Here is a 20,981-nt window from a genome sequence, read left to right as displayed (position 1 = left end):
GGTTCGGTTGGTATAGATAATTAAGTAGCGTGAACAAACCAAATTCACGCTACTTTTATACTTTTTACACTACCCCAAAATCGCCACCAAACTGATGCTTGATATTATGACCGATGTTGGTGTTAATCGTAATTATAATTTGGACAAATACCATGCCGATAAAGTCAAAGACCCTTATTTTCAAGCATTCTCCAAAGAACTGATTGATACAGCTTGGGAAAAATACCAAAACTTTAAAACAAACAAAGCCAAATACTTTGTTGATAATGATATCATCAATGGCACACAAGAGGGTAAAGACTACTATGCTGGTATTCAAAATGTCCAACAAAGAAAAATCCTATTTCACGACTATCTACACTGGTGTAGCAGTATGGACAGAAAGTTTTTAAGCCTGATTGGTACCCAAGTCAGTGTACCCCAAATCAACCCAAACACCAACCAGTTCTACCGAACTGTTTATCAAGGTTAAACAAGGAGAAACCTGATGAAAAACATTACAATTTTATCCCTTATTCTATCATCGGTACTTTCTTTAACCGCCTGTGGTATGCTAGATGGCTATGGACAAGAGGCGGGGGCGAATGGAAAGCCAACACCAAGATTTAAAAACGCTCGGGGTGGGGAGATTTTAGGCTGTCAAAAGGAAATAATACCTGCCAGTGATGGCGGTGCGTGGCTAGAACATTATAACCTACCCCCAGAAATCGGCGGTAACTTTATCTGCGATGGCGACACCCCCAAACTCCCCAAAGACTGTCAAGGTAGGGAGATTCGTAGTGAGGCGGAATTTATTGCTTTTTGGCAAAAACATCAGTTTCCTATTGGATTGCCTTATTATGATTGTGTTAATGGGGTTCCTAAAGTAAAAGCAGAACATTTGCAGTATTGGAAAACCAAAGAAAAATACAACCCCACCTGCAAAGACGCTCGTGGTCATAAACGCCCTTGTGTATAATATTGCGGTATGATATGGGGTATACGACTACAGTTATAGACTTACCATTTGAGCTTTCTTGGTTAAATCATGTTTATGTTCAGGACAAGCGGTAATTATTTTTGCGTCCAGTCCTGATCGGTGCATTTCAATTGACCACCAGTCTCCCAAAAATGTGATTTTCTGGCTTTGACCAGTCGTGTTGTTCCTTTTTGGGATTTTAGGACGCAAAAGCTTGCCTTATGATAACGATAACGGTATTTTTTCATATCTTCGGCGGCGACTTTTATATAGATTTCATAGGAGCTGTTGTAAATAAATTTATGTGAAACATCATAGCCATAACTAACGCAATGACCATTATAATGAAAATTATTTTCTTGTAATGGCAGTAATTTTGGGTCCTCTCCTCCCATATCCCTAAGATAAAAACTACTGATTTCTTTATTGGCATTTAGACTAAAACAAGGATAATCACCCACCAAAGAAATTACCACTTCGCCATCTTCTTTACTAAGATTGACAAATGAATTGGCATAACCCATTGGAAAGAAGGACAGGGTCATTAAAATAATAAAAAACTTATACATCATTGTGTGAATTTAGCAATCATAAAAAAGTAAATAATTAAGAATAGGTAATCATCATTTTGGCGTCCAGTCCTGATTGGTGCATTTTAATTGACCACCAGTCTCCCAAAAATGCGATTTTCTGGCTTTAACCAGTCGTGTTTTTTCTGTTTTTAAAATACAAAAGTTGGTAGTAGAATAAATGTGGCTACTACTTCTATTTCCTTGTATGTCATTTGGACTATTTTGTATATAAGCATTATTATAACCACCGACATACACACTAAACGGAGTGTTGTAGGGAAAGTCTTTATAATGGTCTACAGTAATACAAGTGCTTTCACTAAAGCCAAATTTTTCTTCGCCAATTTTATGCGAATAATTGTACTTATAACCATCCAATCCCCTAGAAGCTAACCCAATATGATAAATGGGCTCATTATCTGCTAAATAAAAGCAGGGGTAATTATTTTTTAGGACAATAAGTATTTTACCATCTTCTTTGGCAAGAGTTGATGTAGAATGAACATGACTAGAGAATAACAATACAAGTAAATAAAAAGGTATTTTAAGCATGATTATCTCTTGGAAGTAGTTGTTTATTGGAAGGGTTGTTTTTAAATTCTTTTAAAATGCTATCAATAAGAGGCATTCCTTTTGTGTATGGATGAGGACTAGGAGATGTATGGTTATTTGTGGTGTCTATAAAATAATCTGCAATAATACTTCCTTGCTGCTCCATATTAAAGTCAGATAAGTCTTGATTGGATTGAACTTTGGAAAGATATTCATAAGCTTTATTATTTATATATCCCCCTTTGAGTGCAATAATAATGCCATTTAAAAAAGGTGAATAACCTAATTGGTACTGCCACACATGGGTCATTTCGTGAACAAAAAGATGTTGGATTATATTGGGATTTATTAAATTTTGAGTCGGATTTGCATAATCCTCTTCGTAAATATCGTCAGGAAAATGAATGGTGCCAAAGGGTGTCATGGCAGTTTGACTGGGCTGAAAGATCGGGATAAATCGTCCATGATGAATTTTAACCTTATCATAGTCAATACTGTCTTTAAATATCGGCATGACAAGCTTGCGCTCATTTTCGGTGAGCCCTCTATATTTACCAAAAATAAGTTGCAATATTTTCTTTGAAATGCCAATCAGTGAATTGGTAAGTAGAGTAGGCTGACTTTGGTATTGATTGATAGGCAAATCATACATGGCAATCTCTGCACTTGCACTACAGCAGTCCCCTTGGGAGGGGGCTATAAGTACAGGATAACTAATTTCTACCAATTCCAAGGCGGTATCTGCCTGTATACGCTCTGTACAACCCTCATCGCAGGTTACCCCCTTAATGATAGAACCATCGGAAAATTTGAGTTCATATACCATGCCTGTAAGCAATGTACCGTCTTCACTTTGCAGGACAAACTGTTCGTCAAATAAAGGTGTGATGGCATTGGTATTGTCAGAGGCTTTATGTGCGACACCTTGACCTTTTGTTATTTCTACCACAAACTGTGATTGCGAGGCAATGAGTTCGGCACCACAAGCAGTCATCATGCCATCTAATGCCAAGGATTTCCCAAAAGTATTGACACTAGAGGCGCCTTCAATAATAGGAAAGGTACCTCGGCATTTTGGGCAAGTAACCATATCGCCCATACAAGCGCCTGTTTTTCCATAAATATTTAAATTAGAGGAGGCGGTGATGACTGTACCACCATGTGTCGTAGTATCACCTTGTCTTATGGCAGGATAAACGGACATAATAATTACTCTCTATAAACTTTCGATATGATTATCGTATCATTAAACAAAGTTGATATCAATCATGTTTGTGGCACACTATCGTAAAAGTTAGCTTGCTCTGTATTTGTATATTGAGAGAACCGTTTCTCAAGACTAAATAAGGAGAGACCTTATGAAAACCAAAGCCATGCTTATTTTATCAATCCTTTTATCATCATTTGCCCTAACCGCCTGCGACCCATTTAAAGGTCTAAGGGGTTATGGTCAAGAAGTAGGGGCAAATGGTAAAAGGGCAAAGGGATTTAAAAATGCTCGTGGAGAGAATGTTTGGACTTGTAGGGGGGGCGTATACATGCTAGCGAAGGTGGCTTGTATTTAGATGACTATGGCTTACCCCGTGAAATCGGCGGTAACTTTATCTGCGATGGCGACACCCCCAAACTCCCCAAAGACTGTCAAGGTCGGGAGATTCGTAGTGAGGCGGAATTAAATGCCTTTACAACCAAACACCAATTACCCTTAGCTTTAAATGACTTTATTTGTAAAAATGGTGTTCCTATCATTCCTGTTAAAGATTTAGAATACTGGAAACGCCATGAATCTATCATGCCCACCTGCAAGGACAGCCGTGGTCGTAAACGCCCTTGTGTATAATATTGTGGCATGATGTTGTCGTCATGTAAGGGGCTACACAGACCCCTACACTCACGCTCGTACAGTCAAAAAGGAGGATTGGGGCGAACGTTTTAACCCAAGTGTGGCTGTATAAATTTTAATAATAATTGTTGTTATTTTGTTCTAAATGATGTATGATTTTATAGGGTGATTTAGACATCTATTTGATGTGGTCGGGTGGCTTCTTTTGTTTGATTTATTATGAGCATAGCAACGTTGATGATTGGTGAAGTATGGTTAAACGCAAAAATATATTAGGAGTATTGGGTTGTGTGCTATGTATGACGACCGCACACGCCAACACTGGGGCATCAGAAGATAAGGCAAGGCAGTATGCTCGCCAAGTCATTTTTGAGAGCTTAGCAGAGGCAGATAGAGAGCTCACCGCAGAGGAGAGACAGATTGAGGATGAGATTGTCAAGGCATATTTGATTCTGCAAAAGGAGCATGAGCAGTCACTGACACAGTTACAAATGGCTCAGACCCCACCAACCACAGACAGTCAAAATAATGAACTGCTGGCAAAAAAATTATTAGAACTCAAACAGTCAATGCATGAGTTTTTTTTGGATAGAAATTTTGGCATGGAGCATCGTTCTGCTTTGGTTTATCCTGATGATTCACCCGATAAGACAGCAGTGGATGATGAGACATTAGAAGGTCAGACGAACCAGACCAACCATGAGGATGACAAGGCAGATGAAAAATAAGTTAATATCCCAAAGCTTTACACGCAGTTGGGTTTTACTGCCAAAGATGATGTTGCTAGGACTGCTGACGACATCGACCATCGCAGTGGCTGACCTAGATGAGGAATACTTTATCGCCCATCAAGTGGCTCAGTCCCATCAAATCCCAGGTCTTCTAAAAGGCGATACCGAGACTCTGGTCAATGAAGTGCTTGCCGAGCTTATCAAAACCCATAAGCAAAAAGAAATCATCAAACAGTACTACGAGGACAAAGCGACTTCACCCATGCTAAAACAGAGCATGGTAGAGGCTGTATCTTCATCTGAGTTTGACTCTTGGTTGAATGAAAAAATCGCTACCATCTATATGGATTTGTATGATGTGGCACAGCTTAGACAGATGTACAAAGACAGTCGCACCCAAGGTGATGCAGATAAGCTCTCTGATGACATGGCGGTTTATTTGTCACAGTACATTCAGTCAAGCCTCTCTTATGAACACAAAAAAGAACTTCAAGAGCAGTTATTTTTAACAAAACTCAAAGAAACCACCCAAAACATCTTAGACCAACACGCCAAACCCGATAACATAGATAAGGATGATGATGAATATTATTAAACGCACAAAAGGTCTGTGGAGTATCTTATTACCCATCATGACTCTGTATGGCTGTGCTTCTTTGCCGTCAAGTGATGACAAAGCACCCTCTGAGATTGACGTGATTTTGATGTCTGACGCCGACATCAATGAGGATGTGTTGGGTGTTGCCTCACCTGTTCGTCTAACATTATTACAGCTAAGTTCTGAGATACAGTTTAGACAACTGCCACAGATGATGAGTGATGACAAATCCTATGGCGAGCTTTTGGGTGGAAGCATGCTTGAACAGACTGATGTCACCCTAAGACCTGACGAGCTTTTAGAATTCAAGCTCCCCCTAAATGACAAAACTAAATACCTAGGAGTGGCGACAGCTTATCGTGATGAGTCAAATGATTGGAAGCAATCTCTACAAAAGCAGGATAAACGCTGGTATCAAGTTAGGGGCAATCATTTTTTATACTTGCATGTTCAGCCACAGGGCGTGGTTCAGTTATCCAAACAGGAAGCTTTGAGTAAAATGCTTGCCTTTAAACTCAAAGAGCAGGGCAAGAGCATGGAGGATTTTAAAAGACTCACCAAGCGTGAGCAAGACAAAGCATTAAAAAAACTTGAAAAAGCACTTGAAGAATCTGCACCTGCTGACATGTCAAAGGGCTATTTTTCGTCACCCAAGCCAAAGCTGGATGCGGTTGATGTCTTAGGGGATGGTAAAACTGCTACGGATAAAGCATTGATGGCGGATTGATATGATTTTTATATTTTTACAAGAGGTGAGCGTATGATTGATTTTAAGGTTGTTTGGGGAGAGGGCACGTTAATCTCACCTCAGCATTTTCAACAGCAAGAGCGTTATTTTGAGACACTGATTAATAATTTTGCACTCAATAAAAACCATCATTGGGGTTTTAAAAACTTGGATTTTAATGAATCCGCCAAGGAAATGGGTATTTTAGAAGTAGCACAGGTCAGCGGTTTTTTTAAAAATGGCTTGTATTTTGAAGAGACTTCTCAAAGCTGTCCAAGATTAAAGATAGAAATTCCGCCAAACATAGAATCCGAAACCGTGTATTTGGCATGGTCAAATGAGTCTGTATACCAGCAAAACTATGCCATGATTGATGATGCTGATGGTATAAATGCTCAGTATATCCTGCACGGTATTGAGCTGCCAGATGCTACCGAATTAAATTCTGCCAAAAGACAGGTCGTCGTTGCCAATAAAAACTTACGTTTGGTGTTATCAAGCCAGCTTGGCGATGGCATGATTCACCTGCCTGTTGCCAAGATTTTATCAAGCAACGCCAACGGCGAATATTTTCTAGACAAGACATTCATCCCACCATTTTTGAACGTGAACAAAAATGAGATTCTAGCCAACCATCATCAAGAGTTGCATGGCATATTAAAACAGCGTATTCAGTCCTTGACTGGGGTTTTGACCAACCCATCTCTAATGACAAGTAATGATGTTAGAGACTTCCTGTTTTTACAGACCCTCAATCGCTATCAGGCTTATATGCACCATACCGCCACATTGCCTGTGATACATCCTTGTGAATTATATGAAAGTTGGTTAAAACTCTATGGCGACCTAAGCACGTTCGAGCCAACCAAAATGAACTTGGCATTGCCGAGTTACCACCATGACAATCTCAAAGAATGTTATGCTGAACTTATGGCGTTGCTAAAACAGGCTCTGTCGATTGTGCTAGAGCAAAAAGCCATTCTCATTCCGTTTGAGATGACTGATGAGACGACCCGAGTTGCCATTACACCCGATAAGTCACTGCTTAATAATTGCCGTTTTGTATTGGCGGTGAATGCCAATATCCAGCCGGAGACATTAAGACAGACGCTGCCAGCGACCATCAAGATCGGCTCTGTTGAAAAAATCAAAGATTTGGTGGCTTATCATCTGCCTGGGGTCAAGGTTAATGCATTGGCAACAGCACCCAGAGAGCTCCCATATTATGCAGGGTTTAGCTACTTTGAACTTGATAAGACTTCTGAGTTGTGGGCGGATTTGCACCAATCATCAGGCATGGCACTACATCTGGCGGGCGAATTTCCAGAGTTGCAAATTGAATTTTGGGCAATCAAACCTGTTTATTAATCAAACAGGCATGATGAGTTAAGTTATGATAATAATGCATTTAAATGGGACAAATCATGCAAACGGTCAGATTTGAAGAAATTGAGACAGGATTATCCAGTCAGCAGAGTGCCTCTATCAATGCTGATGACAGCAATCCTTTGGTGAAATCAGCCATTCCCTTGTTTGCGATAGCCTCTCAGATGAAGTACTACTATAGCAATCTGGGGAGTGCAGAAGTATTAAAACATCTAAAAGCACAGATTGAGGTTTTTGAAGAGCAGTCTGAGGGCATGGGTGTGCGTTATGAGACGGTTCGTGCTGCCAGATATTGTTTATGCACGCTGCTTGATGAATTTGCCGCCAAGCATGGTTGGGCGGATCAAGAGTGGATGGCAAACAGTCTGTTGGTCACGTTTCATAGTGAGACGTGGGGTGGCGAGCAGTTTTTTGCCATGTTGGATAAAATCAAGGCAGAGCCCCAAAAAAATCTTAACTTAATTGAGTTTATGTACTATTGTTTGGTTATTGGATATATGGGCAAATATCAGGTGCTCAATAATGGACAGGTCAGCGTTCACAACCTCAAAAAAGAGCTGGAAAAACTCATCGCCAAATACAAGTCATTGCCCTCATCGCCATTGTTGATGGATAAGTCATCAGCAGGCGAGCTAAGCGGTATTAGAAATAAGGTGGTGCCTATTTGGGTAATGGCACTGGCTTTTGGTTTGCTGTTATTGGGGCTTTATAAAATCTTTGATTATCAGCTTGCAAACAGAACAGACGACATCAATCAATCCATACAAGCACTGACCATTCCCGTCAAACAAGACGCACCCGTTGCAAGCACACAACCAAGAAGGCTGACACCGCTACTCAAAAATGAGATTGAAAGCGGGCTTATTGAGGTCAGTGAGACGCCAACAGCAAGCAAGATTACCATCTTGGGCGATGAGCTATTTGCTTCAGGCTCAGACAAGATAGAAGATAGATTTTTCCCTGTATTGGCAAGTGTGAGCCAAGCCCTAAATATCGTCCATGGTCAGATTATTGTCTCAGGCTATACTGACGATAGACCAATCAGTAGTTCGGCTTACCCCTCTAACTGGCACTTATCACAAGGAAGGGCGGATGCAGTTAAGCAGATTTTGCTCAGATATATTGAAGATGCTTCTCAAGTGCGTTCTGAGGGTAAAGGCGACCAAAATCCTGTACTGCCTAATGATTCCGAATTAAACAGAGCGAAAAATCGCAGAGTAGAAATCATTGTGTATTTGGATGAAGGTTCACCATCGCTACAAGATACTGAAGGCACGCAAATTAACACAATACAATAATGGGGTAATAATGAACTTTTTGTCGATGATAAATGTTGGGATGCTATGGGGTGGATTTGGGGCGGTATCTCTAATTTCCATGATTTGGTTTGGGGGTGCTTATCTTCAGATAGGCACATGGAAGCCTTTGGAGCCAACTTGGGTAAAAGTCTTGTTAAGTTGCCTTATTATACTGGTGGTAATCGGGGTAAATGTCTATAAATGGTATAAACAAAGACAGCTTAACAAACACGTCATGGAAGAGCTAAAAGCCAGCGACCTATCCTCTGATGATAAAGCAGTCAATAAAAACAAAATCACCGAACAGTTCAATTCGATGGATTTGATTTTGCAAAAGCATAATGACACACAAAACAAAAATCTCGTACAAAGACTATTTACGGATAAAAAAGGTTACATCTATCAAAAACCTTGGTTTTTGTTGGTAGGTGCTTCAGGCGTTGGAAAGACCACCTCTATTCTAAATTCGGGGTTAAAATTCCCCATCGGCACCGTGGATAATACTTCTAGGTTGGCAGGCACACAAGATTGTGACTGGTTTTTGACGGATGATGCGGTACTGATTGATACAGCAGGTAGATTCGTTGAGCAGGACAACCAGTCAAAAAACAGTGATGACTGGCAGGAGTTACTCCATCTATTAAAGCGGTGCCGTACCAAACAGCCTATCAATGGGCTGGTGTTGATGATTGGGGCGGACGACATCATGAAAAATGATGAGCAGTATCTAGAAAGCCAGCTGTCCGAATTTAGAATTAGATTGCAAGAGGTGCAAAACACATTTAACATCAGCTTTCCATTTTATGTGGTCATTAATAAAATTGACCTCATTACTGGTTTTGGGCAGTATTTTAATTATCTTACCGAAGAGGATAGAAATAAGGTATTTGGCATTACTTTGGATGTTTTGTCCGATAATTCGGCAGAAAAGATAAATATCATCACCAAAAAATTAGACGACATCGCAGAATCCATTGAGTTAAATATATTTAACAGTGTGGCATATAACAATCAGCAGAATGAACCATCAGATTTGGCATTGTCTTTCGCCTCAGAATTTGCTGACTTTACCACGCACCTAAAAAGCTATCTCAAAAAACTCCTAAATTTGTCAAAATACGATGCCATGCTTCATTTGGGCGGGGTTTATTTTACCAGTTCTGCTCAGCAGGAAATGGGGGAGATGACTCATGCCAATCCCAAATACCAACTGCAATCCAAATACATCCAAGACAATAACGGCTTAATGTTTGGTTCAAAGCCTTATTTTATTAATCATTTTTACCATTTTGTTTTGATGGAGGCGTCCAATTTGGCAGGGACGGACGCTTCTTGGCTCAAGAAGCAAAAAATGATTTATTGGGGGTTATGCTTGTTATTGTCAGTATTAACCATTGCGTGTGCGGTGATTTTTATCAAGGCTTTCTTCAAGAACTCGGCATATCTTGATAAGGTGGAGAAAAACACCCAAGAGGCTCATGCCGTCTCAAGCTCGGTGGATGGTAGTAATGCCTTGGCAGTACTTGATTTTGCCAACAAAGTTAGGGTTATCCCCAATCGTGACATATCAGCAGAGCTAACCCAAAAAAGTTTTTTGGGTGATGTTGGCCTAAATGATTATGACAGGATTTATGCCACCTCACAACAAAAATATCGTTCGCTTATCGAGGAGAGTTTGAACGAACTCATCTCCACTGCCATCAAAGATAAGCTCAAAAATAATACCACCCAAGACGCTTTGGCGGGACTATATCAAAATCTAAAAGCCTATCTTATGCTTTATGACAATAAGCATTATGATGGTAAATTCATCACTGGGTGGGTGCAGTCCAACTTACCTAATGAAGCATTTGAATCAAACGCTGATAACTTTGAGCAGTTAAAGCAAATATTGATTGACAAAAAAATCACGCCAAACGACCCCCAAGATTTGGCGATGATAAATAAAGCCAGAGAGATGTTGGCAGGACAGGACATTAGTAATGTGGTCTATGCCGATTTGATAGGGTATACCCAAACTCTTGACACCAAAGGCATGCCGTCTGTATCTTTTGTATCCATGGGTGGTTCTGCCACGCAGAGCTTATTTCGCAGAGTCAGTGGCAAGACATTGAATTCTCCCATGCCAGTACTATACACAAAATATGGCTATCAGAATCTGTTTTTGCCTTATGTGAATACCCGCCTAGATAATTTTTATAATACAGAAAATTGGGTCATGCCAAGCAATGCTTTTTTTGCCTCAAAAGAGCAGGTGTTGTCAGATATTTATCAAAAATACACCCATGACTATATCACCTATTGGCAACAGTACATTGCAGACATTAGGATGCTAGAACCAAAAAATTTACAACAAACCATTGTCATGTCAAAGCAGTTATCAGAAAAAAACTCCTCTTTGGCGGGCATTATCCGTGGTATTTATGATAACACCAACCTTGTGGAGGAAATTGCCAAGCCGACACCTGATGTTGCCAATGATGCCACGGCGAACACAGAGCAGGAAGCCAAGCAGGGCAAGGAAGCTGTGATGCAGGCTAAAAAGACCGCCAAGACCAACGAAACCTCTGCTCAGATGAGAGGCTATCTGCAGGATGTGGCAACTCATTTTTCTCAATTTCATGTATTAGCCCAAAGTAGTGAAGGCATGCCATCTCAGTTGGATGAAATTGCCAAATCAATCAATGACTTGTATGTGTATTTGGTGGCATTGCAGATGAGCATGCAAAACAATGATGCGCTGATGCCCGATAACAAGCCAGTCATTAACTATCAGGCTCAGGTCAGTCGTCTGCCTGACCCATTTAGACCCATGTTAGACCAATTTGTGGGGCAAATCTCCCAAACGAGCAAAGACTATCAGCAAACCTATAAAGACGAGCAAGCACAAGCCGTCATCGAAGAGCAAAAAAAAACGGTACTGTCCATCGCTGAACAACAAGATGCCCATGTCAGGCAAGGCTGTGAAAGCTTAATTACTGGAAAGTATCCTTTTGATAAATCAGCCTCTCAAGAAGTATCGCTTCAAGAGTTTGCCAAAGTATTTGGCTCGGAGGGTTTGTTTATGCAGACATTGCAGAGTAATATTTTGGTGAATGAGCGACTAAGCACCCCTTTTTTGTCGCTACTTGAAGGTTCGGATAGGCATAAACATTACCAAAATGCCCAAAAAATCAATACAAAATTTTTGGCGGGCTCCAAAAACCCTGCATTGGATTTTACGATGAAAATCATGGCGATGGATAAAGATATTAAAGAGCTGTCCGTAAGTTATGATGGTACGCAGACCACCTATTATCATGGACCTCAAAAAAGCATCAAACTCTCTTGGCCATCAACGCAAAAAAGCATGACTCTAAAAGCCATGGATTTTAATAACCAAAGTCATGGCTTGGAAGTGAAAGGTGATTGGTCTGTGTTTAGATTGATGGATAAGACAAGTCGGATTATTAACACCAAAGATAACAAAGGGGTGATTGCAACCTTTGAATTGGATAAACATGAAGTACATATTGAGTTTAAGTCTATCTCTGGCACAAATCCTTTTTTGCTTGGTGAGTTAAAGGGGTTTGTATGTTAGTGTCATTTTATGGTAAATTGCCTCACCATGCCGAGTTCCTAACATCACATAACTTGCCATTATGGTCTAAGACTATCACTGACTGGATGATTCGAGGGCAGGGTCAGCTTGGTGAGATGATTTTAAAGCAAAATCACAAAAGACCAAGTGTGTATTTTTTTATGATAGACGGTCATGACTTGCCAGTTCAGATTTCAGGTATTTTTTTGGCGAGTCATGACAGCAGACACAGGGAGTTCGCCTTTGTGTTGTTTCATGAATATGAAAAGCAGTCATTAATGTTGATTAGGGATGGTTGTCAAGATGCCATTAGGCAGGCGAGTTTCGACATTTCGTTGCTTGCAGATATGAATAATGGTGAGCTGTTGGATGGCTATGAAGATTTTTTGCAAAGAACTGAAGTGTCATTAAATGAAGGCATCTGGCAGAGTGCCTGCTATGCCCCAGAGCGTTTGAGTTCCACACAGTTAAGTAGTATACTTTATCGTAAATTAATCATGAGTTCTTAGGAGGATTGGATGGATGACTTTTTGGCACCATTGCATGATGAGCGGGTAGCAGGGCATAATATCGAGTATGACGACGATTTTTTAAACTTAATGAGCCTACTACAAGACAAGCCAGAGCAACAATATGGCGATTTGGTGGTTGAAGCTGGAATCAAGGACTGGCGTGCCATTTATGAGTCTTGTCATCAGATTTTACTGCATAAGAGTAAAGATTTGCTTGTCATGAGTTATTTTACTCAAAGTGGTATTGTACTAAATGGGCTTATGGGATTAAAAGAAGGGCTGTTTATCATCAAGGGTAATCTTGAGAAATATTGGGAGGATATCTTTCCAAAGCTTGTTGATGAAGATGGTGATTATGACCCTGATTTTCGAGTGAATGCACTGTCTTTGTTCTTTGCTCCTGATGGTATCTTAAAAGACCTAAGAAATGCCCCTTTGGTCAAAAATGGATTGTCAGGAAAGTTTCATACGGTAAAAGAGATAGAGGCTTTTTTGGAGAGCCATGATGAGTCACTATATGCTGGAGGTATTCAAAGGCTGGTCATTGATTTGTCTGTTGCCTCCGAAGATGAGCACTCGCCCATAAGTCAGCTAAAAGAGGCAGGGGTGCTCATATCGGCAATCAAGGTATTATTTGAAAAATATGAGATAAGTGGTCTAAAGTTTGAGCTTGCTGAGCAGTTAATTCAAAAGATTTTGGATTTACTAAACCAATCAGGAGAGTCTGGTTTGGGGCGACAAGATGTCACACCAACCAAGATGACCGACATAAAAACAGCAGAATCTGTCACGCCTGTGATGAATTGGGCGAGCTATTCTGTAAATTCAAGAGAGGATGTGCAATTATTGCTTGAAAAGATTCATGTGTATTTTGAAAAGCATGAACCTTCACATCCTGCACCATTATTTATCAGACGCATTCAAAAATTGATGAATCTTAATTTTTATGAAATAATGAAAGACATTAGTCCAGAATCATTAGATAGATTGGAAAATTTGGTGGGGCAACCCTTGTCTAATGATGATGAATTTAATTAAACCTAAGTCAAACCCTAGGAGATGACATGAGTAGTAAATCCGCTCAGAAATTTATTGCTAAAAACCGCTCACCTCGTGTTCAGATTGAGTATGATGTGGAGGTGTATGGCACCGAAAAAAAGATAGAATTGCCCTTTGTGATGGGTGTGTTTGCTGATTTGGCAGGCAAAAGCAAGCAGGAGTTGCCAAGCATTGCCGATAGAGCGTTCATGGAGATTGATGCGGACAATTTTGACGACCGAATGAAATCAATCAAGCCTAGAGTTGCTTTTAATGTAGATAATAGATTAGAAGAGGATGGGACTCAGCTCGGTATTGAAATGGAGTTTGAAAAAATGGAGGATTTCTCACCAGAGCAAATCGCACAAAAAATTGACCCATTAAAACAACTCTTGGATGCAAGAACAGAGTTGTCAAATCTACTTTCCTATATGGATGGTAAGGCGGGGGCAGAAGATTTGATTGATAAGATTTTATCTGACAATGAACTGCTTCAATCTTTGGCAACTTTACCAAAAAACGCCACATCAGAAGATAATAATTCCTAAGGAAGTGTCATGACTACGCAACACGAACATCAAACACACACCCAAACTGTTTTCGATAATGACTTTGAAGCTTTGGTTAATAAAGAATTCAAGCCCAAATCCAAGCAAGCAGAAGATGCGGTTCAAGGTGCACTAAAAACATTGGCTCGCCAAGCACTGGGCAACACTGTCAAGCACTCATCGGATACTTATCAAACCATCCAAGCAATCATCGCTCAGATTGATAAAAAGCTATCCGATCAAATTAATGAAATTATCCATCACGAAGAATTTAAGCAAATGGAGAGTGCTTGGCGTGGGCTACATCATCTGGTCAATAATACCGAGACCAATCACCTACTTAAAATCAAGGTTATGCCTCTAACCAAAAAAGAACTCGCTCGCAACCTCAAGAAGTTTAAAGGGGTGATGTGGGATCAAAGCCCAATATTCAAAAAAATCTATGAAGAAGAATATGGGCAGTTTGGTGGCGAGCCCTTTGGTTGCTTAGTGGGAGATTATTATTTTGACCACAGTCCACAAGACATTGAAATCTTGACGGAGGTTGCTAAGATATCCTCTGCTTCTCATTGTCCGTTCATTACGGGTGCCAATCCAAGCCTTATGCAGATGGATTCTTGGGAGGAGTTATCAAATCCAAGAGATATCACCAAAATATTCCAAAACACAGAATATGCAGCATGGAGAAACTTGAGAGCTAGTGATGATGCTAGGTATTTGGGGTTGGCATTACCTAGATTTATGGTGAGAGCACCTTATAGTAGTGCCAGTAACCCTGTTGATGAGTTTCACTTTGAAGAGCAGGTATCAGACCATGAAGGGTATGCATGGGCAAATGCCGCTTATGCCATGGCAGTCAATATCAACCGCTCATTTAGCGAGTATGGTTGGTGTACTTCTATCCGTGGTGTTGAATCTGGCGGTACGGTGGAAAACCTACCAACTCACACCTTTGAAACTGATGACGGTGGTGTGGACTTAAAATGCCCAACCGAGACTGCCATTAGCGACCGTAGAGAGGCGGAGCTGTCCGCCAATGGGTTAATGCCACTTGTATATCGCAAAAACTCTAATTTAGCCGCCTTTATCGGTGCACAGTCCCTGCAGGAGCCAACCCAGTATCACGATGCAGATGCCACAGCCAATGCCAAATTATCAGCAAGACTGCCCTATTTGTTTGCTTGCTGTCGTTTTGCTCACTATTTAAAATGTATCGTGCGTGATAAGGTCGGCTCATTTAGAGAACGCGAGGATATGGAGCGTTGGCTCAATGATTGGATTATGAATTATGTCGATGGCGATCCGGTCAACTCATCCCAAGAGACCAAAGCCAAGAAACCTTTGGCAGCAGCTGAGGTGATTGTGGAAGAAGTGGCGGACAATCCAGGGTTTTATACCTCCAAGTTTTTCTTGCGTCCGCACTATCAACTAGAGGGATTGACAGTGTCCTTGCGATTGGTGTCCAAACTCCCCTCTCTTAGAAAGGACTAGCAGAACATAGCAACCCCTTAGGCGGGGGGTTGCTATTTTTTTAGAATATGAGGGGCAATATTATGACTGTTCGCTACTATATCCTAGAAGGCGACACCACCACCGCAGGTGGTATCGTCCAAAAAACCACCAATACCCTATCCTTTAAGGTCTATGGTAAAGAACAAAGCTATATCGGCGATGATGTCTGGTGCCCTGCCTGTCAATCTATGGGTAAAATCATCCCTGACCAAGACAGACTCTCTACCAAAGTAAACGGACGAATGCCCGCCTTAAATGATGACTTATGTCTATGTAAATGCAATCCACCGCCAAAGCTTGTGCATTCGCAGACGAGTTTTAGGGAAGTGGTTGATGATGGCTATAACACTCAGCCCAAAAATCACAAGGAAAAGAGTATTTCAAAAATTTTTGATAAACGCATTAAGTTCGACTTTGGAGAAATGAATAATGATATTATCCCATTTTTGAGATATAGATTAAAGATAGATGGCATAACATACGAAGGAGAGCTTGATGATGAAGGTAATACAGATATTTTCTATAGCGATATAGAAACAGAAATTACGGATTTAGAGCTGTTTTTCTCGCAAGATGGAGACAACTAAATGGGCATACCAATCAATAAAAGTGGTGACAAGCTAATCATTAACATACCAAGCAGAGATTTAACGGCAGAAGAAATAGCCTTGGCAAGATTAATATTTGGTGAAACCATTAAGTATCAAGCAGTTAAAGTATTTAAGGTTGATTACCTACCTAATCAACAAGAAGAAACCATCGTAACACCCAATGGCAATTTATATCCAGCAAAAAAGGTATATAGAGAAAATTATGCTCTTGATAGCGATAGCATGAAACACTTATTTATCCATGAGATGGCTCATGTCTGGCAAAGCCGTAAGGGCATGTGGGTGCGTTTGATAGGTGCTAAAATACATACTTGTGCTCGTCTTAATGACACTAACCCTTATTTATACAACATTCACCAAACATTTGGAAGCAAGGTGATTAAAATGCAAACTTCTCAGAATAAATCGGTCTCTAATATTGTGACAATTAAGTCCAAGTTGTCAGATTACAACATGGAATCTCAGGCAGAAATCATAGCTGATTACTGGGCATTGAAATTTAAAAGAAACCCCGACTTAATGATAACAAAAAACTTTGAAACTAATGTCAGGGCTAGAAATTTGGATGCAGTGATTCGGCTTTATGAAGAAAAAGTAAAGCAAGCAATTGGTGTTTAGGACTGGTATGAAAAAGGTAGAAAAATTCATAAAGGCAATTGCTGTTTTTATGTTATGTTTTTCTGTTATGGTGATTGGTTTGATGTTATGGATAAGTCATATCATGTCTCAAGACAAAGACCTTGTCAAAAATAATTCATTAAAAAATGCAATTATTGAGCAAAACGATTTAGTCTTTGAGATTCAGGAAGGTTATGCAAGTGGTCTTGATATTGGTTATGACAGCCAAACTGTTTATTCGCAAGGTTTGGGGAAAAAAGTATCAAAATTAACCATTGAAAATTACCCCTCCATGATTCATGATAAAAAAATTTATCATTTTATGCTATATCAATATGAACTTGGAGGTCATGGATTTTCTGGATTTGATTTTTGCATTAATAACAAAAAAGTTTTTTATGGGAAAAACATAAAAAACTGTTTAAAAGATGATGGTCTTGATTGATTTTAATAAATCTAGCAATAATCTGCGACTGTTAAAGTAAATGGTTTGGCCTGCCCTAAATGACGACCTATGTCTATGTAAATGTAGTCCACCGCCAAAGCTTGTGCATTCGCAGATGGGTTTTAAAGAAAAAGTCAGTTCACAGGGCGTGGCAATAAGTACTGGTCGGTTAAAAGAAAACCCAACCCAAACACCCAGCACCTATAGCACTTCAGTACGCTTTGTAGATGATGATCGCTATCCTTATTAATGTCTCATATACTGCCAAAAACAAAAAGACAGGCAAGATACACTCAGGTAGAACTGATGAAAATGGTCAAACCCCACACTTTTTTACAGATTCACCTGATGATTATGAGATTAAACTAGACTTGGACTGGCAAAATAAGGAGATAAGTAATGAGTGACAAAACCACCTGCACCTCTGCTGGTACCGGCACACCAGTTACCACCCAAACCATTTGCAATAGACCGTTTATCGCCTATGAGCACGGCATTGGCGACGATTTAGATCCTTTTGCTTGGAATGTAATTGAAGGGCGTTAAGGGAGAGGGTAGAGAGGTTCCTGACCAGGGCTTATCCTCTTTGTGTGGTCCTGCTGTATTTTTTTATTTTTTTACTATTAGTGGATAAAAATACCTACAAAAGTCTTGTTTGGAGTCTGTGGTATTATGGCGTGGTAAATATTAAATCGATACAACTTAAGCCATCTAAGAAAACCAGATATCCTACTAGGTATTTTAAAACCAATGGTATAGCTAAAATATCTGGATTGGATTGGATGACTTTAGCTAGTTTAAGAGATACCTTTAATAAAAGAATACGCTACAAATCGCCCGATGATGAGACTGCAGGAATAACCCTTCCTCATGAATTAATAGGTTGGTTGGAAAAAATTGGCTTTAAACACATTGAAACATACGAATTAGACACTTTGGCAAATTATATTCAATTAAATGCTCATTTTACCAAACCCAATCATTATATTATATCTTTAATTAATACCGAATTACTGCAACAGGGAAATTCTGCCTTTGGTGTCATTCCAGAGCATTGGGTAGTATGGACAAGTTTATTGCGAAGTGGGAAAAATGCTGTTGATTTAAATACCAAATTAACAGACATAGTGCACTTGATGGTATTTTCTTGGGGTGAGAACAATTGGTCTATTCAGCCAAATTTACCACTTAATAAATTCATGTTTTACCACAAAACCGCTTTTGTTGTAAAAAGGGTATGATATGAAAAAGATGGCATTATGGGAAAAAATGGTATTATGGTTTTTGGCAATCATAGTATTGTTAATTGCTTTTTTGGTTATTGTATTTTATAGCTCATCTTACATTGCTAATCGACCAAATTTTACCATCCAAGAATTACCCGAAGCACATCTCAATCAACCTTATTATGCAAAAATTGAGATAGAAGCCGCCATTATAGAGGAAGCGGTTGACATACAAGTTTCAAATGAAGATATTATGGTGGAGCCGAAAGTGTATGAAAGCCATAAAGACATATATAATAAACCTGTTTATAGAGCAGATTACTCAAACTTAACTATTACAGGCACTCCGTCTGAACTAAAACCAATTACCATCAAATTAACAGGGAGTACTTATGGCAGTATGTTTGTTGGCAAAGAATTTGAAAAAACATATACTATTGAAGTGTTGGAATAGGCGGATAAAATATATTATTCATCTAATTAACCATAAATAAAAACTCTCATGCCAAAATTTCTTTTAACAACATCAAAGCTATGCTTGTTTTTATCAGTATTTCCCTTACTTTTTATTGAATACAATAAAATTTGTTTTGGATATGATAAATATTCAACAATGTATTTATATCAAATTAATGGCACTGGAGGAGATGATGATGTCGCATTTAAATTATTGGCGATAGTTACTTTTTTCTTCGCACTATTTTTATCCCCAGTGAGAAATAAAATTGGATATGCCTTTTTATTTTCTGTTTACTTTGCATGTCAATATCTTATATTTTTATTTGTAGAAAGTTCAACTGTCTGGAATATGATATGGTCATCGATTATTTATTGTCATAACAATCATTTTCTTATTTGGAGAACATTCCAGATATTATTCATTATGAATAGTTTATTATTCCTGTATTTAAAGAGGTAAAAAACCATAAACATATAATCTGTAATACTATCCATCTTTACTCTGTGCAAATAGTAGAATCTTACAACTTTTCTACTCCAATAATCTTATTTTAGCTCTCAAGCAAATAAGCAATTACTAAACCAAAACCACACCTCAACTCATGTAAAATTAAAAATTTTCATTATTTGTATTTAAGCATTTTGATATAAGAAGATAGCTTGCAAAGCGACTCTTCGGTTAGAGCATAAGTGTTTTGTGTTAATGCTATGATTGTCAAAAATACTAACAAAGATTTAAACATATGATTGACCTCTTTGGATGCTTTTGTCGTTTTGGATGATGCCCCATTGCCATTTAGATAATGATAACATGGTATTCATTCTTGGGCTGTCATTTTCTGGCTTTTTGGTTGTTGGATCTGCATGACATTTATCGATGATGTCTTGGGGCAATTGAAAAGACTGATAATCCATAATATTATCGGTATACCCTCAAAAAAAGTATGGGGACTGTTGATGGATAATTCGCTTTGCATAAAAGTATGATATAAACCATAACTGTACCCCAGCTCGTGTAAAATCGTCCGATTTTTACCCATAAAAACCATTGTGTTTTTATTAATACCTATAGTCAGCAATAAAAAATATCAATGCTATGCCGATTTTCTGGGTGGTTTTGTAAAATATTTCTTTCATCAATTTTGCCATGCAAATCAATGTCTTTATTTTCGTATTGTATCGTTACAGATATGGGGCAATATTGTTTGCATTCAGGCAAATCTTTTAGTTTCTCATATCTTTCTAGATAAGCTAATACAATTTATTAAACAATTGTTCAGCTTTTTGTCTATCATCTGTGATGGTACTGATAAGAATAATCATCTTTTCTTTATCTGAGTTGGTCATAATATTGACTTTATCTGGATCGTGTCTATCCATCCATAATTGCCAATCTACTTCGTCTGTATAGCGTTCACCTAAAAAAAATCTAATGTGAGTGATGCCATTTTCAGATAAAAGATACCTTTCAGGAAATTCATAACGAATTTTATCTTTTATTTCATTGTACACTGTAGTATATTTGAAAAATTTTAGCGTATCATATTTATCAAGATGCCGTGCCATTTGTTCATCAGAAAGCATGACGTTATAATAAGACTTAGCATGGCTAATGGTTACTAAGCCAAGCCATACTACAAAAGTAGTAATAATTTTAAATAATTTCACAATTTCAATCCTATTTAACTTCTATATTGTTATCATTATAGATAATATCCCATTGGTATTTATTAAGTGTAATGCCTGAGTTATACCAACCGAACTTAA

General features: G+C 38.9%; 26 protein-coding genes. 22 read left to right on the top strand and 4 right to left on the bottom strand.

Going from position 1 to position 20,981, the window contains the following annotated elements; genetic code table 11:
- The first annotated feature begins 106 nt into the window (after window positions 1-106).
- Both B5J93_RS07495 and B5J93_RS07490 read left to right on the top strand, forming a co-directional pair.
- Entirely contained in the window at window positions 107-472 is a 366-nt protein-coding gene (locus tag B5J93_RS07495) for a hypothetical protein (protein WP_115237049.1), read from the top strand.
- A gap of 15 nt (window positions 473-487) precedes the next feature.
- Window positions 488-958 carry a hypothetical protein gene (locus B5J93_RS07490; protein ID WP_079325824.1) on the top strand — a complete coding sequence of 157 codons (471 nt, stop codon included), beginning with the start codon at window positions 488-490 and terminating at the stop codon, window positions 956-958.
- A 95-nt stretch (window positions 959-1,053) separates the two neighbouring features.
- On the opposite strand, the gene B5J93_RS07485 is transcribed toward B5J93_RS07490, so the two are convergent.
- Genes B5J93_RS07485 through B5J93_RS07475 form a run of 3 tightly spaced genes read right to left on the bottom strand, consistent with a single transcriptional unit; the run spans window position 1,054 to window position 3,286 of the window.
- Window positions 1,054-1,530 (bottom strand): hypothetical protein, encoded by a 477-nt coding sequence (locus B5J93_RS07485; protein WP_115237047.1) that lies wholly within the window; start codon window positions 1,528-1,530, stop codon window positions 1,054-1,056.
- A gap of 51 nt (window positions 1,531-1,581) precedes the next feature.
- Window positions 1,582-2,082 carry a hypothetical protein gene (locus tag B5J93_RS07480; protein WP_079325822.1) on the bottom strand — a complete coding sequence of 167 codons (501 nt, stop codon included), beginning with the start codon at window positions 2,080-2,082 and terminating at the stop codon, window positions 1,582-1,584.
- Window positions 2,075-3,286 carry a PAAR domain-containing protein gene (locus B5J93_RS07475; protein ID WP_079325821.1) on the bottom strand — a complete coding sequence of 404 codons (1,212 nt, stop codon included), beginning with the start codon at window positions 3,284-3,286 and terminating at the stop codon, window positions 2,075-2,077. The genes B5J93_RS07480 and B5J93_RS07475 overlap by 8 nt, the downstream gene beginning before the upstream one ends.
- Before the next feature lie 154 nt (window positions 3,287-3,440).
- Here B5J93_RS07475 and B5J93_RS07470 point away from each other — a divergent pair, with 154 nt between their 5' ends.
- The 20 genes from B5J93_RS07470 to B5J93_RS07385 all read left to right on the top strand — a co-directional run bounded on the left by B5J93_RS07470 (window position 3,441) and on the right by B5J93_RS07385 (window position 19,209).
- Window positions 3,441-3,647 carry a hypothetical protein gene (locus B5J93_RS07470; RefSeq protein ID WP_079325820.1) on the top strand — a complete coding sequence of 69 codons (207 nt, stop codon included), beginning with the start codon at window positions 3,441-3,443 and terminating at the stop codon, window positions 3,645-3,647.
- Window positions 3,638-3,922: a hypothetical protein gene (locus tag B5J93_RS07465; RefSeq protein WP_079325819.1), complete on the top strand. Its 285-nt coding sequence runs from the start codon at window positions 3,638-3,640 to the stop codon at window positions 3,920-3,922. The genes B5J93_RS07470 and B5J93_RS07465 overlap by 10 nt, the downstream gene beginning before the upstream one ends.
- A 302-nt stretch (window positions 3,923-4,224) precedes the next feature.
- A complete protein-coding gene (locus B5J93_RS07460) occupies window positions 4,225-4,653 on the top strand; it encodes a hypothetical protein (RefSeq protein ID WP_079325818.1) in 429 nt (142 codons plus the stop codon).
- Window positions 4,643-5,251 (top strand): hypothetical protein, encoded by a 609-nt coding sequence (locus B5J93_RS07455; protein ID WP_079325817.1) that lies wholly within the window; start codon window positions 4,643-4,645, stop codon window positions 5,249-5,251. Before B5J93_RS07460 ends, B5J93_RS07455 begins: the two co-directional genes overlap by 11 nt.
- Window positions 5,238-5,981 (top strand): type VI secretion system lipoprotein TssJ, encoded by a 744-nt coding sequence (tssJ, locus tag B5J93_RS07450; RefSeq protein WP_158080710.1) that lies wholly within the window; start codon window positions 5,238-5,240, stop codon window positions 5,979-5,981. Before B5J93_RS07455 ends, tssJ begins: the two co-directional genes overlap by 14 nt.
- A 33-nt stretch (window positions 5,982-6,014) precedes the next feature.
- A complete protein-coding gene (gene tssK, locus B5J93_RS07445) occupies window positions 6,015-7,349 on the top strand; it encodes a type VI secretion system baseplate subunit TssK (protein WP_079325815.1) in 1,335 nt (444 codons plus the stop codon).
- Window positions 7,350-7,405: 56 nt separating this feature from the next.
- A complete protein-coding gene (tssL, locus tag B5J93_RS07440) occupies window positions 7,406-8,665 on the top strand; it encodes a type VI secretion system protein TssL, long form (protein ID WP_079325826.1) in 1,260 nt (419 codons plus the stop codon).
- Window positions 8,666-8,675: 10 nt separating this feature from the next.
- Window positions 8,676-12,245, top strand: coding sequence for a type VI secretion system membrane subunit TssM (gene tssM, locus B5J93_RS07435; RefSeq protein ID WP_158080709.1), 3,570 nt, complete (start codon window positions 8,676-8,678; stop codon window positions 12,243-12,245).
- Window positions 12,239-12,754 (top strand): TagF domain-containing protein, encoded by a 516-nt coding sequence (locus tag B5J93_RS07430; RefSeq protein WP_079325813.1) that lies wholly within the window; start codon window positions 12,239-12,241, stop codon window positions 12,752-12,754. Before tssM ends, B5J93_RS07430 begins: the two co-directional genes overlap by 7 nt.
- A gap of 9 nt (window positions 12,755-12,763) precedes the next feature.
- Window positions 12,764-13,795: a type VI secretion system protein TssA gene (tssA, locus tag B5J93_RS07425; RefSeq protein ID WP_079325812.1), complete on the top strand. Its 1,032-nt coding sequence runs from the start codon at window positions 12,764-12,766 to the stop codon at window positions 13,793-13,795.
- A 26-nt stretch (window positions 13,796-13,821) separates the two neighbouring features.
- Window positions 13,822-14,343, top strand: coding sequence for a type VI secretion system contractile sheath small subunit (tssB, locus tag B5J93_RS07420; protein ID WP_065256168.1), 522 nt, complete (start codon window positions 13,822-13,824; stop codon window positions 14,341-14,343).
- 9 nt (window positions 14,344-14,352) lie between these two features.
- Entirely contained in the window at window positions 14,353-15,834 is a 1,482-nt protein-coding gene (gene tssC, locus B5J93_RS07415) for a type VI secretion system contractile sheath large subunit (protein ID WP_079325811.1), read from the top strand.
- Window positions 15,835-15,896: 62 nt separating this feature from the next.
- Window positions 15,897-16,442, top strand: a complete 546-nt coding sequence (locus B5J93_RS13340; protein ID WP_115237298.1) for a PAAR domain-containing protein — start codon at window positions 15,897-15,899, stop codon at window positions 16,440-16,442.
- The gene (locus B5J93_RS07405; RefSeq protein ID WP_079325810.1) at window positions 16,443-17,084 is read left to right on the top strand and encodes a hypothetical protein; all 642 of its coding nucleotides are present in this window, start codon (window positions 16,443-16,445) and stop codon (window positions 17,082-17,084) included.
- Between the two features lie 7 nt (window positions 17,085-17,091).
- Complete coding sequence (locus B5J93_RS07400) at window positions 17,092-17,529, top strand: hypothetical protein (RefSeq protein WP_079325809.1); 438 nt, start codon at window positions 17,092-17,094, stop codon at window positions 17,527-17,529.
- Window positions 17,530-17,569: 40 nt separating this feature from the next.
- A complete protein-coding gene (locus B5J93_RS13780) occupies window positions 17,570-17,779 on the top strand; it encodes a hypothetical protein (protein ID WP_143823507.1) in 210 nt (69 codons plus the stop codon).
- Window positions 17,757-17,936, top strand: coding sequence for a hypothetical protein (locus B5J93_RS07395; protein WP_079325808.1), 180 nt, complete (start codon window positions 17,757-17,759; stop codon window positions 17,934-17,936). The genes B5J93_RS13780 and B5J93_RS07395 overlap by 23 nt, the downstream gene beginning before the upstream one ends.
- Entirely contained in the window at window positions 17,929-18,075 is a 147-nt protein-coding gene (locus B5J93_RS13520) for a hypothetical protein (protein WP_158080708.1), read from the top strand. The genes B5J93_RS07395 and B5J93_RS13520 overlap by 8 nt, the downstream gene beginning before the upstream one ends.
- A 131-nt stretch (window positions 18,076-18,206) precedes the next feature.
- Window positions 18,207-18,770, top strand: coding sequence for a hypothetical protein (locus tag B5J93_RS07390; protein ID WP_079325807.1), 564 nt, complete (start codon window positions 18,207-18,209; stop codon window positions 18,768-18,770).
- Window position 18,771: 1 nt separating this feature from the next.
- Window positions 18,772-19,209, top strand: a complete 438-nt coding sequence (locus B5J93_RS07385) for a hypothetical protein (RefSeq protein ID WP_079325806.1) — start codon at window positions 18,772-18,774, stop codon at window positions 19,207-19,209.
- A 1,256-nt stretch (window positions 19,210-20,465) separates the two neighbouring features.
- On the opposite strand, the gene B5J93_RS07375 is transcribed toward B5J93_RS07385, so the two are convergent.
- Window positions 20,466-20,882, bottom strand: coding sequence for a hypothetical protein (locus B5J93_RS07375; RefSeq protein ID WP_079325804.1), 417 nt, complete (start codon window positions 20,880-20,882; stop codon window positions 20,466-20,468).
- Between the last annotated feature and the right edge of the window lie 99 nt (window positions 20,883-20,981).

The sequence above is a fragment of the Moraxella equi genome (genome assembly GCF_002027555.1).
Taxonomy (GTDB): domain Bacteria; phylum Pseudomonadota; class Gammaproteobacteria; order Pseudomonadales; family Moraxellaceae; genus Moraxella; species Moraxella equi.
This window is presented reverse-complemented; position numbering and strand designations above follow the sequence as displayed.

What these genes read in the sequence shown, in the direction of transcription:
- tssA (WP_079325812.1), top strand. Translation starts at nt 12,764, where the DNA reads ATGGATGACTTTTTGGCACCATTGCATGATGAGCGGGTAGCAGGGCAT.
- B5J93_RS07485 (WP_115237047.1), bottom strand. Translation starts at nt 1,530, where the DNA reads ATGATGTATAAGTTTTTTATTATTTTAATGACCCTGTCCTTCTTTCCA.
- B5J93_RS07460 (WP_079325818.1), top strand. Translation starts at nt 4,225, where the DNA reads ATGACGACCGCACACGCCAACACTGGGGCATCAGAAGATAAGGCAAGG.
- B5J93_RS07395 (WP_079325808.1), top strand. Translation starts at nt 17,757, where the DNA reads ATGATGATCGCTATCCTTATTAATGTCTCATATACTGCCAAAAACAAA.
- tssB (WP_065256168.1), top strand. Translation starts at nt 13,822, where the DNA reads ATGAGTAGTAAATCCGCTCAGAAATTTATTGCTAAAAACCGCTCACCT.
- B5J93_RS07430 (WP_079325813.1), top strand. Translation starts at nt 12,239, where the DNA reads ATGTTAGTGTCATTTTATGGTAAATTGCCTCACCATGCCGAGTTCCTA.
- B5J93_RS07385 (WP_079325806.1), top strand. Translation starts at nt 18,772, where the DNA reads ATGAAAAAGATGGCATTATGGGAAAAAATGGTATTATGGTTTTTGGCA.
- tssL (WP_079325826.1), top strand. Translation starts at nt 7,406, where the DNA reads ATGCAAACGGTCAGATTTGAAGAAATTGAGACAGGATTATCCAGTCAG.
- tssJ (WP_158080710.1), top strand. Translation starts at nt 5,238, where the DNA reads ATGAATATTATTAAACGCACAAAAGGTCTGTGGAGTATCTTATTACCC.
- B5J93_RS07400 (WP_079325809.1), top strand. Translation starts at nt 17,092, where the DNA reads ATGAAAAAGGTAGAAAAATTCATAAAGGCAATTGCTGTTTTTATGTTA.
- B5J93_RS07470 (WP_079325820.1), top strand. Translation starts at nt 3,441, where the DNA reads ATGAAAACCAAAGCCATGCTTATTTTATCAATCCTTTTATCATCATTT.
- B5J93_RS07480 (WP_079325822.1), bottom strand. Translation starts at nt 2,082, where the DNA reads ATGCTTAAAATACCTTTTTATTTACTTGTATTGTTATTCTCTAGTCAT.
- B5J93_RS13340 (WP_115237298.1), top strand. Translation starts at nt 15,897, where the DNA reads ATGACTGTTCGCTACTATATCCTAGAAGGCGACACCACCACCGCAGGT.
- B5J93_RS13780 (WP_143823507.1), top strand. Translation starts at nt 17,570, where the DNA reads ATGGTTTGGCCTGCCCTAAATGACGACCTATGTCTATGTAAATGTAGT.
- B5J93_RS07455 (WP_079325817.1), top strand. Translation starts at nt 4,643, where the DNA reads ATGAAAAATAAGTTAATATCCCAAAGCTTTACACGCAGTTGGGTTTTA.
- tssK (WP_079325815.1), top strand. Translation starts at nt 6,015, where the DNA reads ATGATTGATTTTAAGGTTGTTTGGGGAGAGGGCACGTTAATCTCACCT.
- tssM (WP_158080709.1), top strand. Translation starts at nt 8,676, where the DNA reads ATGAACTTTTTGTCGATGATAAATGTTGGGATGCTATGGGGTGGATTT.
- tssC (WP_079325811.1), top strand. Translation starts at nt 14,353, where the DNA reads ATGACTACGCAACACGAACATCAAACACACACCCAAACTGTTTTCGAT.
- B5J93_RS07490 (WP_079325824.1), top strand. Translation starts at nt 488, where the DNA reads ATGAAAAACATTACAATTTTATCCCTTATTCTATCATCGGTACTTTCT.
- B5J93_RS07405 (WP_079325810.1), top strand. Translation starts at nt 16,443, where the DNA reads ATGGGCATACCAATCAATAAAAGTGGTGACAAGCTAATCATTAACATA.
- B5J93_RS07475 (WP_079325821.1), bottom strand. Translation starts at nt 3,286, where the DNA reads ATGTCCGTTTATCCTGCCATAAGACAAGGTGATACTACGACACATGGT.
- B5J93_RS07495 (WP_115237049.1), top strand. Translation starts at nt 107, where the DNA reads ATGACCGATGTTGGTGTTAATCGTAATTATAATTTGGACAAATACCAT.
- B5J93_RS13520 (WP_158080708.1), top strand. Translation starts at nt 17,929, where the DNA reads ATGAGTGACAAAACCACCTGCACCTCTGCTGGTACCGGCACACCAGTT.